Source organism: Streptomyces sp. NPDC001348 (genome assembly GCF_053597535.1).
The window spans coordinates 43,687-57,760 of sequence record NZ_JBSFIK010000019.1 but is presented as its reverse complement, the minus strand read 5'-3'; the positions used below and the strand labels follow the sequence as shown (position 1 = coordinate 57,760).

Here is a 14,074-nt window from a genome sequence, read left to right as displayed (position 1 = left end):
TCCGGCTGGAGGTGGTTTGGGCTTTATGTCGTCTCGAATCGTGGACGTGCCGGGAGTCGAGACCTCCGGGCACCGCGGACTCGTCGTCCTCGACGGGGTCGGTCTCGGCGTGCTGGACGTCGTACGGCTCGCCGACGGCGCGGCGCGGCCGGTGCCCGGCACCGACGCGATGAAGCGGGCGGGAGAGTCCTGGGACGCGGCCCGGCGGATCGCCGCGACCGGACGGGTCTACGGCCGCTCCACCGGCGTGGGCGCCAACCGGAACGAGGACGTGCCCACCGAGGCCGCCGCCGGACACGGCCTGCGCCTGCTGCGCAGTCACGCCGGCGCCATCGGCGCGGAACTGCCGGCCCGTCAGATACGGGCGATGCTCGCCGTCCGCGCCAACCAGCTCCTGGCCGGGGGCGCCGGCCTGCGTCCCAGCGTCGTCACCGCCCTGTGCGAGGCCCTGGAGGCGGGCGCGTACCCGGTCGTCAACGAGTTCGGCTCCGTCGGCACCGGGGACATCGCGGCCCTGGCACAGGTCGGGCTGGCGCTGGCCGGCGAACATCCCTGGCGGGGACCGGACGGGCCGGACGCACCGCCCGCCGTCCGCGCGCCCGAGCCGCAGCCCCTCGACAACAACGACGCTCTCGCCCTGATCAGCAGTAACGCCCTCACCCTCGGCCAGTCCGCCCTCGCCCTGCACGAGCTGCGCGGCCTCATCGCCGCCACCCAGGTCGTCGCGGCCCTCTCCCTGGTGGCCGTGGACGGTTCGCACGAGGCCTACGCCGCTCCCGTGCACGCGGCCCGCCCGCACCGGGGCAGTGCGGAAGTGGCGCGCCGGATGCGGCAGCTGATCGGCGCCGCCGACCGGCCCACGCCGCCGCTCGGCCGTATCCAGGACCCCTACGGCTTCCGCTGCCTGCCCCAGATCCACGGCCCCGCGCACGACGCGGCGGACCTGCTGGAGGAGGTGCTCACGACGGAGATCAACGCGGCCGCCGAGAACCCCCTCATCTGCGTCGAGGACATGGCCGCCTACCATCACGGCGGCTTCTACCAGGCCCAACTGGCCCTGGCGCTGGACCACTTCAGGCTGGCTGTCACCCAGGTGGCCCGGCTGTCCACGTCCCGGCTGTCCACCCTCAACGAGCCCGCCTACACCCGTCTGCGCCCCTTCCTCGCCGACCAGGAGGCCGCCTCCTCCGGAGTGATGATCCTGGAGTACTCCGCCGCGGCCGCCCTCGGCGACCTGCGGGCGTTCTCGGCTCCCGCCTCGCTCGGGCACGCTGTACTCTCCCGGGGCGTCGAGGAACAGGCCAGCTTCGCCTCGCTCGCCGCCCGGCAGACGCTGCGCGCCTGCGGTGCGTACCGTCTGGTGGTCGGCTGCGAACTCGTCGCCGCCGTCCGCGCGCTGCGCCAGCGCGGCATCCGGCCGGACCCGGACCTCCCGGCCGGACACGCGCTGGCACTGGCGGAGTCGGTACTCGACGACGACCAGGCCGACCGGCCGCTCACGGACGACGTGACGGCGGCGGCCGCACTGCTCGACCGGTTCACGGACATCTGGAGGGGGAGCACGTCATGAACGTGACCGACAGTCCTGCCGCCCGCTTGCAGGCGCTCTTCGAGGGGCACCGGCTGACGCCGACCCAGCGGCGCATCGCGCACAGCATGGTGCGGCGCGCCGCCGACGTGCCGTTCCTGTCCAGTGTGGAGCTGGCCGAGCTGGCCGGGGTCAGCCAGCCCTCCGTGACCCGGTTCGCGGTGGCCCTCGGCTTCGACGGCTACCCGGCCCTGCGCAAGCACCTGCGCGAGGTCGTGCCCGCCGAACCCGCGGCGGGCGCGGCGTCGTACAACGAGTACCAGCAGGCCGTCGAAGCCGAGATCGAGAACCTCCGGCACCTCGCGGAACTGCTGGCCGACCCGCGGCCGGTGCGCAACGCCGGACGGATCCTCGCCGCCTCCCGCCCGCTGCCGGTCCTCGGACTGCGGGCCGCCGCCTCCCAGGCCTACGGCTTCGCCTACTTCGCCGCCAAGGTCCATCCGGACGTCCGGCTGCTCAACGAGGGCGGCACGATGCTCCACGACCGCATCGACGCGGCCGTCCGGGCCGGCGCCACCGCCCTGCTGTGCTTCGCGCTGCCCCGGCATCCGCGCGAGGTCGTCGACACCCTCGCCTACGCCCAGGAGGCGGGCCTGACCGTGGTCTCCGTCGCGGACTCGGCGTTCGCGCCGGTCGCCAAGGCCTCCGACCTGCTGCTGCCGGCCGCCGTCGGCACGGGGCTCGCCTTCGACACCGCGTGCGCGCCGATGCTGCTGGGGCGGGTGCTGCTGGAGGCGATGTGCGACGACCTGCCGGACGCGCAGGCACGGCTGGAGGAGTTCGACGCGAAGGCGGCGTCGCGGGGCCTGTTCGTGGAATGACGCATGGAGTGACCGGCCCGGCTCGCCCGGCGTGCTCTTAAGACTCGTCTCACCTTGTCCCGTTAACGTGCCTGCGCACAGGTGCTACGGACCACGACACGGGAGGCAGAGGTGGCGCGCGGAGGACAGGGGCTGGCACGGGTCGCCGTCGTCGTACGGGCGGGGGCGGCCCCGCTGTGGTGGGTCGGGGTGTTCGCGGCGGGCATCGGGGTGCTGCCGCCCGGGCTGACCGGGCGCCGGATCGGCGTCCTGGCCGGGGCCGCGCTGTTCCTCGTCACCACCGTCGTGGTGGCCTTGGCGCGCCGTCGGCGGTACGCGGACCTCGCCCGCGGGGCGGCCCGCGCGGGCAAGCACGACGTGCTCCAGGACCGCGCGGTGACCGTGCGCAACTGGCGCCGTGGTCACCGCTGGTGGCTGCTGCCGGCCTTCGCCGCCGCGCTGGGCAGTTCCTTCCTGGTGCCCGCGGCCGGCGGCATGCTGCTGGCCGGGGCCGGTACCGGGCTGCGGCTGAAGGCGGCCTGGCTGGGCCGGCACGAGCGGTCCCTGGACATGCTGCTGTGGGTACGCGTCGACTGGCTCGGAAAGCGCGGCGGACGCCCCGCGGGCAAGGCCGTCAAGGCCTACCGCGGTACGGGCATCGCCGCGGGCGACGCGGCCCCTGGCGGGGCCCGCCGCCGCGACGCGGCCCTCGTCTGAGCGGGCTCAGACCTCCAGTTCCTCCTCGATCTTCTTCAGCTGGTGCCGGGCCATCGCCAGGTTGGCCCGGCTGGAGTCGAGGACCAGGTAGAGGAACAGACCGTTGCCGCCGCGGCCCTTGAGCAGCCGGATCAGGTGGTACGCGTTCGACAGGGTGATCAGGATGTCCTCGATCTCGCCCTTCAGGCCGAGGTGCTCCATGGTGCGCATCTTGGCCCGGATGACGTCGGTGTTGCCGGCGGCGGCCACGTTCAGGTCGAAGCTCTTGCTGCCGCCCAGCGTGCCCAGCGCCATCCCGCTGGTGTAGTCGACGAGCGCTACGCCGGTGGCGCCCTCGATCGAGGCGAGGCATTCCTTCAGTGCTGTCTCGGTGTTCGCCATGGTTCCTGTTGTCCTTTCAACTTTCGGTGGCGGTGCGCGCGTCGGTGGCCGCGGCGCGTGGCGTGCGAGTGGGTCTGGGAGGTAGCGCGGTGGCGCTCCGGCCGGACGACGACCGGGCGCGCGGGACGGGCTGGGCCGCCTGGGCGGTCTGTGCCGTCTGTGCCGTCTGTGCCGTCTGTGCCGTCTGGGCGGCTCGGGCGGCCGCCTCCGCCGCGTCGACCAGCTCCCCGATCCGGGCGCCGGCGCGGCGGCCCTCCAGGTGGAGCCGGCCGACGTTGACCCGGTCCTGGGCGAGCAGGGTGAGGACCGCGGTGCGGCCTGCCGCGTAGGTGGCGACATAGCCGTGCTCGCCGCGGACCAGCAGTTCACGGAAGCCGCCCTGCCCGGTGGCGTCCGCGACCCGTACGGCGACGCCCAGCGCGGCCGCGGTCAGTGCCGACAGGCCCTCCGGATCGACGCCCGGGGTGTCCTGGGCGATCACCAGGCCGTCGACGCCGGCCGCGAGGGCGCCGGTGAGCTGGGGGACGCGGCTGCGCAGTCGTCGTAGTTCGTCCAGGATCACGTGGATCTCTGGCTCGGCCGCCATCAGATGTCTCCTCTCGGCGGGGCGGTGCCGTTCAAAGGGCCTCCAGCGCATCCCTGAGCCTCTTCAGCAGCGCGATGTCGGGGTCGGTGACCGGGGGTGGGGGCGGTGGGAGAGCGGGCGGGGCGGGCACCGCCGGGTCCGGCGCCACCAGGCCCGCCGCCGCCAGGCGTCGTACGTCCATCAGCGTGTGGAAGGCGGGCCGGCCCAGCTCCAGCGCGATGCCCGCCGCCGTGCGGACCCCGTCCACGCGGGCCAGGACCGCGCGCTGGCGGGGCGTGACCTGCGGGGCGGAGAGCGGTGCGGCCCGGATCAGCGGCGCGCTGTCGGTCGCCGGCTCCGGCCAGACGCGGTGCAGCAGCAGACGGCGGCGCAGGGTCTCCCGCTCCAGCACGGTGACCGGGACCGGGCGCAGGGTGGCCGGGGCGGTCACGGGCCCGTACCGGAAGTGGCCGGGGCTGCTGCTCGGGGCCAGGGCGAAGTACCCGGCGTCGAACACCGCGCCCAGGTGGCACAGCTCCAGGGCGCCCGCCGTCAGCTGTCCGGCGCCGAGCAGCAGACGGGCCGCGCCGGGCGCGTCGCCGGCCCGTTCCGCGGCCTGCCGCCAGGTGGCCGGCGCCAGCGTGCCGTGGGCCGTGAGGAGCAGGCCGAGACCCGGGGCGAGAGGGCTCTCGGCGTGCACCACCCGGCCCTCGGCGAGGTGCAGGGTGCCGTGCTCGCGGACGAGGACACCGGTGGCCCGCTCCTCCGCGAGCCGGGTCAGCATCGGGGAGAGGGCGGCGCGGTCCCACTCCCGTTCGGCTGCTCTGTCCCGCACGGGCAGGGGCGGCGGCGTTGGCGTTCTGACCATGGTCATCCCAGCACCAGCCCGGCAGCCATCTCGCCGAGCCGGATCCGGGCGAGGGCGAGGTTGCCGTCCTCGCGGGTCAGCCACAGGTGCAGCAGCACCGTGCTGTCGAACGACGTGTCCACGAACCGCAGCAGGTGGTAGCTGTCCCGGTTGCTGATGATCAGGTCCTCGACCGGTGGATGCTCGTCCCCGGCGTCCCCGGCGGCGGCGAACGCCCCGTGCTCCGCGGCCAGCCGGGCCAGCTCCGCCGCCTCGGCCGCGGTGGTCTCGTGGTCACCGCCGGGGGAGTCCCCGACCGTGCCCAGTGCCAGCCCGCTCGTCCAGTCCACCAGCGCCGCCCCCCGGGCACCGGGCAGGCGCATCGCTTCCAGCAAGCACTCGTCGATTCCGGGCACCGTAGGGCTCCCCTCCCGCCTGGGACTCCGGCTGAGTGACGCAGACACTACGCAACGTGTGCGTGGCAGGTGAGCCTTCTGGCATTTTCCGGTGGAACATGCTTCCGGGGTACTAGTGTGGGTCAACTTGCCCTGATGTCATCCCACTTGATCGAGTGAACGTGGGCGTGCGTCAACGGCGCCCGGACGCCCCGAGGGTGGTGAGGGCGGTGACATGCGCCCCTCCGGATTCGGACACGATCTCCTCGACCGTCTGCGGTTCGCGCACCGTCACGAACGCAACGCCTCCCGCACCGTCCGGAGTGAAGCCGTAAACGCCCGGCCGGGAAAGGGAGTTGTAGGCGTAGTGGGAGGCGAAGCAGTAGGCGCCGGTGTCCAGTGCCGCCGCGTGGTCGCCCTGCTCCAGCAGCGGCAGGGCGCGCTCCTGCGCGAGCAGGTCGCCCGAGAAGCAGGCCGGCCCGGCGATGTCCTGGACGACCTCGGGCCCCGTCTTCGGCCGTCCCTCCGCGTCGTAGGCGGCGATCCTCAGCGGCCACGTCCCCGGCACGTACACCGTCCGCGCCGCCACCTGTACGCCCGCGTGGGTCACCGCCACCCGTCGCCCGCCCGCGCTCTTGGTGTACTCCACCCGGGCGAGGGTCGTCCCGTGCTTGGCCAGCAGTGACCGGCCGAACTCCGTCACCAGTCCGTACCGCCCGTCGAACAGCCCCGGGACCTCCTCGCGCAGCAGCCGGGCGTACTGCGCGTACGTCGGTGCGGTCGCGTCGGAGTGGAAGTTCACCGGCAGGCCGCCGCCGATGTCGAGCGTGTCGACCTGCCGCCGTCCCGCGCGCGCGTTGATCTCCTCGGCGAGCCCGTACGTCTCCGCCACTCCCCGTGCCATCAGCGACAGCGGGACGCCCTGCGAGCCGGTGTGCGCGTGCAGCCGGGTCAGCCAGGGCCGGTCCAGGTACGCCCGCACGACCCACTCCCGGGCCCCCTCGTCGCGCAGCGCCACCCCGAACTTCGAGGTCTCCGTCGCCGTGGAGGTCGCCTCGATCGTGCCCCCGCCGATCTGCGGATTGACCCGGATCCCGAGCGGGGAGCGGCTGGGCGCGGTCCGCACCGCGGCGTCGATGCGGGCCAGCTCCTGCGGGTTGTCCGCGTTGACGGTGATCCCGGCCCGCAGCGCCTCCCGAAGCTCCTGCGGTGTCTTGGCGGGCGAGTCCAGCACGATCCGCTCCGGCGGGACCCCCGCCGCCCGCGCCAGGGCCAGCTCGCCGGGGCTGGCCACCTCCGCGCCGATCCCCGCCTCGTGCAGCAGCCGCAGCACCGGCACCAACGGGGTCGCCTTCACCGCGAAGGCGTGCAGCACCGGGGTTCCCGGCGCCGACACCGCCTCGAACGCCGCGCGCAGCTCGGCCGCCGACTCCCGGATGCCGGTCACGTCCAGCAGTCCCACGACGCCGGGGCCGAGCAGCCCCTGCCGCACGGCGGCCCGCACCGCCTCGTCCCGCCGGGCCGCGCGGCCTTCCCCTGTTGCGCCGATGTCCTGCTGCACGGTTTTCCCCGCCTTCGTTGGTGTACGTACCTGTTCCTCCGGTACTTCAGCCATACACCCATGCGGCACCGACTTGGCGCCCCGGTCTATTGACTAGCTCTATTCAGGCGGACATGATTTGAATAGAAGCGGTAACAGGAGGAGGCAGACGATGTCGGGACCCCGCCCAGTACGAGCCCCGCGCGGTACGGAACTGAGCGCCCTGGGCTGGCAGCAGGAGGCCGCCCTGCGGATGCTCCAGAACAACCTCGACCCGGAGGTCGCCGAACACCCCGACAAGCTCGTCGTCTACGGCGGCACCGGCAAGGCGGCCCGTGACTGGCGCTCCTTCGACGCCATGGTGCGCACGCTCCGCACCCTGAAGCAGGACGAGACCATGCTCGTCCAGTCCGGCCGCCCGGTCGGCGTCATGCAGACCCACGAATGGGCCCCGCGCGTCCTCATCGCCAACTCCAACCTCGTCGGCGACTGGGCCAACTGGGAGGAGTTCCGCCGTCTGGAGGCCCTCGGCCTGACCATGTACGGCCAGATGACCGCCGGCTCCTGGATCTACATCGGCACCCAGGGCATCCTCCAGGGCACCTACGAGACCTTCGCCGCCGTCGCCGCCAAGAAGTTCGGCGGCACCCTCGCCGGGACCATCACCCTCACCGCCGGCCTCGGCGGCATGGGCGGCGCCCAGCCCCTCGCGGTCACCATGAACGACGGCGTGGCCATCTGCGTCGACTGCGACCCGCGCGCCATCGACCGCCGCATCGAGCACCGCTACCTCGACGTCAAGGCCGACAGCCTGGACCACGCCCTCCAGCTGGCCACCGAGGCCCGCGACGCCCGCCGTCCGCTGTCCATCGGCGTCCTCGGCAACGCGGCGGAACTGGTCCCGCAGCTCCTCGCGATGAACGCCCCGATCGACATCGTCACCGACCAGACCTCCGCCCACGACCCGCTGTCCTACCTGCCGGTCGGTGTCGCCTTCGAGGACATGGCCGACGCCGCCGCCAAGGACCCGGCCGGCTTCACCACCCGCGCCCGTGAGTCGATGGCCCGGCACGTCGAGGCCATGGTCGGCTTCCAGGACGCCGGCGCCGAGGTCTTCGACTACGGCAACTCCATCCGCGGCGAGGCCCAGCTGGCCGGATACGACCGCGCGTTCGCCTTCCCCGGCTTCGTCCCCGCCTACATCCGCCCGCTGTTCTGCGAGGGCAAGGGCCCCTTCCGCTGGGCGGCCCTCTCCGGCGACCCCGCCGACATCGCCAAGACCGACAAGGCGATCCTGGAACTCTTCCCGGAGAACGAGTCCCTGCACCGCTGGATCAAGATGGCCGGCGAGCGGGTCCACTTCCAGGGCCTGCCCGCCCGCATCTGCTGGCTCGGCTACGGCGAGCGCGACAAGGCCGGCGAGCGCTTCAACGACATGGTGGCCTCCGGTGAGCTGGCGGCCCCCCTGGCCATCGGCCGCGACCACCTGGACTGCGGGTCCGTGGCCTCCCCGTACCGCGAGACCGAGGCCATGCTCGACGGCTCCGACGCGATCGCCGACTGGCCGCTGCTCAACGCCATGGTCAACGTGGCCTCCGGGGCCTCCTGGGTGTCCATCCACCACGGCGGCGGCGTCGGCATGGGACGGTCCCTCCACGCCGGGCAGGTCACCGTCGCCGACGGCACGAAGCTCGGCGGGGAGAAGATCCGCCGCGTCCTCACCAACGACCCGGGCATGGGTGTCATCCGGCACGTGGACGCCGGGTACGACATCGCGGAGTCCGTTGCGCAGGAGCGCGGGGTGCGGGTGCCGATGCGCGAGGGTGACCAGGCGTGACCTTCCACAGCATGTGGGCGGAGCTGCTGCCGATCGGCCGCAGCTCCGCCTCCGGCGGCTACCGCCGCTACGCCTGGACCGGGGCCGACACCGACTGCCGCGCCTGGTTCAAGGAGCAGGCGGAGACCCGCGGGCTGGCGTACGAGGTCGACCGGAACGGCAACCAGTGGGCCTGGCTGGGGGACCCGGCCGCCGGGGACGCCGTCGTCACCGGGTCGCACCTGGACTCCGTGCCGGACGGAGGGGCCTTCGACGGGCCCCTCGGGGTCGTGTCCTCCTTCGCCGCCCTCGACGAACTGCGCGGCAGGGGAGTGCGGCTCACCAAGCCCCTGGCCGTCGTCAACTTCGGCGACGAGGAGGGCGCCCGGTTCGGCCTCGCCTGCGTCGGCTCGCGGCTCACCGCCGGGCAGCTCACCGCCGAACAGGCGCACCGGCTGACCGACGGCGAAGGCATCACACTGCCCCGGGCCATGGAGGCCGCCGGATACGACCCCGATGCCATCGGACCCGACCCGGACCGACTCGCCCGGATCGGCGCCTTCGTCGAACTGCACGTCGAACAGGGCCGGGCGCTCGACCTGTCCGGCGACCGGGTCGGCATCGCCAGTGCCATCTGGCCGCACGGACGATGGCGCTTCGACTTCCGCGGCGAGGCCAACCACGCCGGCACCACCCGGCTGGTGGACCGCCGCGACCCGATGCTGTCGTACGCCGAGACCGTGCTCGCCGCCCGCCGGGAGGCCGAACTCGCCGGTGCCGTGGCCACCTTCGGCAAGATCACGGTGGAGCCGAACGGGGTCAACGCCATTCCCTCCCTGGTGCGCGGCTGGCTCGACTCCCGCGCCGCGGACCAGGAGACCCTCGACACGGTGGTCACGGGCGTGGAGAAGTCCGCGCGCGAGTACGCCGCCGCGCACGGTGTCGACCTCGACGTCGTCCGCGAGTCCTTCACGCCGGTCGTCGAGTTCGACCACGCCCTGCGCGACGAACTCACCCGCATCCTGGGCAGGGACACGGACCTGCGGGTACCCGTGCTGGGCACCGGCGCCGGACACGACGCCGGGATCCTCTCCGGGAGCATCCCGACCGCCATGCTGTTCGTACGCAACCCCACCGGCGTCTCGCACTCCCCGGCCGAGTTCGCCACCGAGGACGACTGCGTGGCCGGGGTGACCGCGCTCGCCGACGTACTGGAAGGGCTGGCCCGCACGTGACGACGACTGAGCCGACGCGGACGTACTGGCTGGAGCACGCCTGGCTCGACACCCACGTCGAGCCCGGGGTGCTCCTGGAGGTGGCCGACGGCAGGATCACGGCCGTCCGCACGGAGACACGGACCCCGCCGCCGGGCGCGGAGATCCTCCGGGGCCTGACCCTGGCGGGCCTGGCGAACGCCCACAGCCACGCCTTCCACCGCGCCCTGCGCGGCACCGTCCAGGTCGGCTCCGGCACCTTCTGGACCTGGCGCGAGGTGATGTACTCCTTCGCGGACCGGCTCACCCCGGACACGTACCACGCCCTGGCCCGCGCCGTGTACGCCGAGATGGCGCTGGCCGGTGTCACGGCGGTCGGCGAGTTCCACTACGTGCACCACGCCCCCGGCGGCACCCCGTACGCCGATCCCAACGCCATGGGCGAGGCCCTGATCGCGGCCGCCGCCGAGGCCGGTGTCCGGATCACCCTCCTCGACACCTGCTACCTGTCCTCCGGCTTCGGAGAGCTGCCCAACAGTCACCAGCTCCGCTTCTCCGACGGGACCGCCGAAGCCTGGGCCGAACGCTGTTCAGTTCTCAAGGAGCGGGATCACGCGCGGATCGGGGCGGCGATTCACTCCGTACGGGCCGTGCCCGCCGACCAGTTGGCGACGGTGGCACGGTGGGCCGAGGAGCGGCGGGCCCCGCTGCACGTGCACCTGTCGGAGCAGACCGCCGAGAACGACGCCTGCCTCGCGGCGCACGGGTGCACCCCCGCCCGCCTCCTCGCCGACCACGGTGTCCTCGGCCCGCGCACCACCGGTGTGCACAACACCCACCTCACCGACGAGGACATCGCCCTGATCGGCGCCTCGCGCACCGGCACCTGCATGTGCCCGACGACCGAACGCGACCTCGCGGACGGCATCGGCCCCGCCGCGGCCCTCCAGCGCGCCGGCTCCCCGCTCTCCCTCGGTTCCGACAGTCACGCCGTCATCGACCTGCTCGAGGAGGCGCGCGCGATGGAGCTGAACGAGCGGCTGCGCACCCGCGCGCGGGGCCACTGGACCGCCGCCGCCCTGCTGCGCGCGGCCTCGGCGGACGGTCACGCGGCGCTGGGCTGGGACGGCGCGGGCACCATCGAGGCCGGGGCGCTCGCCGACCTCACGACGGTCGCGCTCGACTCCGTCAGGACGGCCGGGCCGCTGCCCCGGCTGGGCGCCGAGACGGCCGTATTCGCCGCGACGGCAGCGGACGTACGGCACACGATCGTGGCGGGGCGGCACGTCGTACGGGACGGCGTCCACGCCCTCGTACCGGAGGTGCCGACGGCGCTGGCGGACGCGATCGAAGCCCTGCGCGGCTGAGCAGACGCCCGACCCCCATCACCCATGAGGACGCCATGAGCAGCAGCACCGCCATCACCAACATCGCCACCCTGGTCACCAACGACCCCTCCCTCGGTGACAGGTCTCCCCTCGGTCTGATCCAGGACGCGGCCGTCGTCATCGACGGCGACCGCGTCGCGTGGACCGGTGAATCCAGGAAAGCACCCGCCACTGACAACCGGGTCGACGCGGGCGGCCGGGCGGTGCTGCCGGGCTTCGTCGACTCCCACTCCCACCTGGTGTTCGCGGGCGACCGCACCGCGGAGTTCAACGCCCGCATGTCCGGCCGCCCCTACAGCGCGGGCGGCATCCGCACGACGGTCGCGGCGACGCGGGCGGCGACGGACGCGGAACTGGAGGCGAACCTCACCCGTTACCTGAGCGAGGCCCTCCGTCAGGGCACCACCACCTTCGAGACCAAGTCGGGCTACGGCCTGACGGTCGAGGACGAGTCCCGCGCCCTGCGCATCGCGTCCGCCCACACGGACGAGGTCACCTACCTCGGCGCGCACATCGTCTCCCCCGACTACGCCGACGATCCGGCCGCCTACGTGGCCCTGGTCACCGGCGAGATGCTCGACGCCTGCGCCCCGCACGCCCGCTGGATCGACGTCTTCTGCGAGAAGGGCGCCTTCGACGGCGACCAGGCGAGGGCGATCCTCACCGCGGGCAGGGCGAAGGGCCTGCACCCCCGTATCCACGCCAACCAGCTCTCCTACGGCCCCGGCGTGCAACTGGCGGTCGAACTGGACGCGGCCAGCGCCGACCACTGCACCCACCTCACGGACGCGGACGTCGACGCCCTGGCGGGCGGCCGCACGGTGGCCACGCTGCTGCCCGGCGCCGAGTTCTCCACCCGCGCGGAGTGGCCCGACGCCCGCCGGCTGCTGGACGCGGGCGTCACGGTCGCCCTGTCCACGGACTGCAATCCCGGCTCGTCCTTCACCTCCTCGGTCCCCTTCTGCGTCGCCCTCGCGGTACGGGACATGGGGATGACCCCGGACGAGGCGGTGTGGTCGGCCACGGCGGGCGGGGCGGCGGCGTTGCGCCGCGACGACATCGGCCGCCTCACCCCCGGCGCGTACGCCGATCTGACCCTGCTGGACGCGCCGAGCCATGTGCACCTGGCGTACCGGCCGGGGGTGCCTCTGGTGAGCCAGGTCTGGCGGCGGGGCGTGCCGGTGGTCTGACGGCGCATGTGTCGGCGTCAGGGAGACGCGGGTCACACTCGCCCATGTCACAGGGGGCCGGGCTGTCTCGTCTCGGGGGTGTAGCCACTCAGGACCGAGGAGGAACACCTCATGGACGCGCGACTGAACTACTTCGCCAGCCCCACCGCCGGCAAGATCATCAAGTACTTCATGTCGACGGGCAAGGCACTCAAGGACTCGCCGCTGCCGGCCGCGACGCAGGAACTGGTGGCGCTGCGCGTCAGCCAGATCAACGGCTGCGCCGTCTGCGTCGACATGCACACCAAGGACGCCGCCGCGGCCGGTGAGACCCCGGTGCGGCTGAACCTGGTGGCGGCGTGGCGGGAGGCCACCGTCTTCACCGAGGCCGAGCGTGCCGCGCTGGCGCTGGCGGAGGAGGGGACCCGGGTCGCGGACGCGGCCAAGGGCGTCAGCGACGAGGTGTGGGCGGACGCCGCCAAGCACTACGACGAGGAACAGCTCACCGCCCTGGTGATCCTGGTCTCCTTCATGAACTCGGTGAACCGGCTGAACATCATCAGCCGGCAGCCGGCCGGCGACTACGAGCCCGGACAGTTCCACTGAGACGGCGTGAGCCGAGCACGGCCGGGTGAGAAGGTGCCAAGGGGAGGGGTGCGGCGTGGACTTCGGGGTGAACTTCGGGGTGAACAAGGTGCAGAAGGCGGAGGAGTTCGAGGAGCTGCGGCCGCTGCTGTTCTCGATCGCCTACCGGATTCTGGGCAGCGTGAGCGAGGCCGAGGACGCGGTGCAGGAGACCTGGCTGCGCCTCGACGGCTCGACGACCCCGCCCACGTCGGCGAAGGCCTTCCTCTCCGCCACGGTGACCCGGGTCTCGATCGACGTGCTGCGCTCCGCGCGCGTGCGGCGGGAGGCGTACGTGGGCCCGTGGTTCCCCGAGCCGCTGCTCAGTGACCCGTACCAGGATCCGGCGCGCTCGGCGGAACTGGCCGACTCGGTCTCGATGGCGGCGCTTGTGCTGCTGGAGCGGCTCAGCCCGCTGGAACGGTCGGTGTTCGTGCTGCGGGAGGTGTTCGCCTTCGGATTCGACGAGGTCGCCGCGGCGGTGGGGCGTTCGGAGGATGCGTGCCGGCAGTTGCTGGTGCGGGCCCGGCGGCACATGCGGGCCGGGCGGCCACGTTTCGAAGCGGACCGCCGGGAGCGGCAGGAACTGGCGGCGCGGTTCTTCGACGCGTTGAAGGACGGCGACGTGGGCGCGCTGCAGGACCTGCTGGCCGCCGACGTCCAACTGGTGGGGGACGGCGGCGGCAAGGCCCCGCAGCTGGCCAGGGCCGTCACGGGGGCGGTGAACGTGGCCCGGCTGCTCGCCTCCGTCTTCCCCTGGCTGGCCCGGATCGACGTGTCGTTCGAGCCGTGCGAGGTCAACGGCCAGCCCGGCGCCGTCTTCCGTGACCGGGACGGCAAGGTCCTGCACACGCTGGCCCTCGACGTGCTCGACGGGCAGATCCAGACCATCCGCACGGTCATCAACCCCGACAAGCTCGGCCACCTCGGCCCGGTCGCCGACGCCTGGGCCGTCGACCGTGAGCTGAAGCGGGTCCGCCGGGAGAGGAACTGAATTCCGCGGCGGGTTCCCGTGCGGCGTGCCAGGGTG

Annotated in this window: 14 protein-coding genes; 9 read left to right on the top strand and 5 right to left on the bottom strand. The window is 73.2% G+C overall.

Translation table 11 applies throughout. The features are described 5' to 3' along the window. Positions 1-25: 25 nt before the first annotated feature. The 3 genes from ACWC21_RS20955 (at position 26) to ACWC21_RS20945 (ending at position 3,105) form a co-directional block, all read left to right on the top strand. A complete protein-coding gene (locus tag ACWC21_RS20955; RefSeq protein WP_450883917.1) occupies positions 26-1,570 on the top strand; it encodes an aromatic amino acid ammonia-lyase in 1,545 nt (514 codons plus the stop codon). Next, on the top strand, positions 1,567-2,409 hold the full coding sequence (locus tag ACWC21_RS20950) for a MurR/RpiR family transcriptional regulator (RefSeq protein WP_450883915.1): 843 nt from the start codon (positions 1,567-1,569) through the stop codon (positions 2,407-2,409). The genes ACWC21_RS20955 and ACWC21_RS20950 overlap by 4 nt, the downstream gene beginning before the upstream one ends. A gap of 111 nt (positions 2,410-2,520) precedes the next feature. Beyond that, entirely contained in the window at positions 2,521-3,105 is a 585-nt protein-coding gene (locus ACWC21_RS20945) for a hypothetical protein (RefSeq protein WP_450883913.1), read from the top strand. 6 nt (positions 3,106-3,111) lie between these two features. On the opposite strand, the gene ACWC21_RS20940 is transcribed toward ACWC21_RS20945, so the two are convergent. The 5 genes from ACWC21_RS20940 to ACWC21_RS20920 form a co-directional block, all read right to left on the bottom strand. Then, positions 3,112-3,486, bottom strand: coding sequence for a hypothetical protein (locus ACWC21_RS20940; RefSeq protein WP_450883911.1), 375 nt, complete (start codon positions 3,484-3,486; stop codon positions 3,112-3,114). Between the two features lie 16 nt (positions 3,487-3,502). Continuing rightward, a complete protein-coding gene (locus tag ACWC21_RS20935) occupies positions 3,503-4,072 on the bottom strand; it encodes a roadblock/LC7 domain-containing protein (RefSeq protein WP_450883909.1) in 570 nt (189 codons plus the stop codon). Positions 4,073-4,103: 31 nt separating this feature from the next. Beyond that, the gene (locus ACWC21_RS20930; RefSeq protein WP_450883907.1) at positions 4,104-4,925 is read right to left on the bottom strand and encodes a transcriptional regulator; all 822 of its coding nucleotides are present in this window, start codon (positions 4,923-4,925) and stop codon (positions 4,104-4,106) included. Then, the gene (locus tag ACWC21_RS20925; RefSeq protein WP_389151179.1) at positions 4,922-5,314 is read right to left on the bottom strand and encodes a hypothetical protein; all 393 of its coding nucleotides are present in this window, start codon (positions 5,312-5,314) and stop codon (positions 4,922-4,924) included. Before ACWC21_RS20925 ends, ACWC21_RS20930 begins: the two co-directional genes overlap by 4 nt. 172 nt (positions 5,315-5,486) lie before the next feature. Then, a complete protein-coding gene (locus tag ACWC21_RS20920) occupies positions 5,487-6,854 on the bottom strand; it encodes a diaminopimelate decarboxylase (RefSeq protein ID WP_450883905.1) in 1,368 nt (455 codons plus the stop codon). 151 nt (positions 6,855-7,005) lie between these two features. Between ACWC21_RS20920 and hutU the strand changes: the two genes are divergently transcribed. The 6 genes from hutU (at position 7,006) to ACWC21_RS20890 (ending at position 14,038) form a co-directional block, all read left to right on the top strand. Continuing rightward, positions 7,006-8,670: a urocanate hydratase gene (gene hutU / locus ACWC21_RS20915; protein ID WP_450883903.1), complete on the top strand. Its 1,665-nt coding sequence runs from the start codon at positions 7,006-7,008 to the stop codon at positions 8,668-8,670. After that, a complete protein-coding gene (locus ACWC21_RS20910; protein WP_450883901.1) occupies positions 8,667-9,884 on the top strand; it encodes an allantoate amidohydrolase in 1,218 nt (405 codons plus the stop codon). Before hutU ends, ACWC21_RS20910 begins: the two co-directional genes overlap by 4 nt. After that, entirely contained in the window at positions 9,881-11,230 is a 1,350-nt protein-coding gene (locus ACWC21_RS20905) for a formimidoylglutamate deiminase (RefSeq protein WP_450883899.1), read from the top strand. The genes ACWC21_RS20910 and ACWC21_RS20905 overlap by 4 nt, the downstream gene beginning before the upstream one ends. 35 nt (positions 11,231-11,265) lie before the next feature. Then, positions 11,266-12,441, top strand: coding sequence for an imidazolonepropionase (hutI, locus tag ACWC21_RS20900; protein WP_450883897.1), 1,176 nt, complete (start codon positions 11,266-11,268; stop codon positions 12,439-12,441). Positions 12,442-12,552: 111 nt separating this feature from the next. Further along, a complete protein-coding gene (locus ACWC21_RS20895) occupies positions 12,553-13,026 on the top strand; it encodes a carboxymuconolactone decarboxylase family protein (protein ID WP_450883895.1) in 474 nt (157 codons plus the stop codon). 88 nt (positions 13,027-13,114) lie between these two features. Further along, the gene (locus ACWC21_RS20890; RefSeq protein ID WP_450884077.1) at positions 13,115-14,038 is read left to right on the top strand and encodes an RNA polymerase sigma-70 factor; all 924 of its coding nucleotides are present in this window, start codon (positions 13,115-13,117) and stop codon (positions 14,036-14,038) included. The last annotated feature ends 36 nt before the right edge of the window (positions 14,039-14,074 follow it).

Bases quoted from the DNA above. Each gene is read 5' to 3' on its own strand.
- ACWC21_RS20955 (WP_450883917.1), top strand. From the start codon at position 26: ATGTCGTCTCGAATCGTGGACGTGCCGGGAGTCGAGACCTCCGGGCAC.
- ACWC21_RS20950 (WP_450883915.1), top strand. From the start codon at position 1,567: ATGAACGTGACCGACAGTCCTGCCGCCCGCTTGCAGGCGCTCTTCGAG.
- ACWC21_RS20940 (WP_450883911.1), bottom strand. From the start codon at position 3,486: ATGGCGAACACCGAGACAGCACTGAAGGAATGCCTCGCCTCGATCGAG.
- ACWC21_RS20935 (WP_450883909.1), bottom strand. From the start codon at position 4,072: ATGGCGGCCGAGCCAGAGATCCACGTGATCCTGGACGAACTACGACGA.
- ACWC21_RS20930 (WP_450883907.1), bottom strand. From the start codon at position 4,925: ATGACCATGGTCAGAACGCCAACGCCGCCGCCCCTGCCCGTGCGGGAC.
- hutU (WP_450883903.1), top strand. From the start codon at position 7,006: ATGTCGGGACCCCGCCCAGTACGAGCCCCGCGCGGTACGGAACTGAGC.
- hutI (WP_450883897.1), top strand. From the start codon at position 11,266: ATGAGCAGCAGCACCGCCATCACCAACATCGCCACCCTGGTCACCAAC.
- ACWC21_RS20895 (WP_450883895.1), top strand. From the start codon at position 12,553: ATGGACGCGCGACTGAACTACTTCGCCAGCCCCACCGCCGGCAAGATC.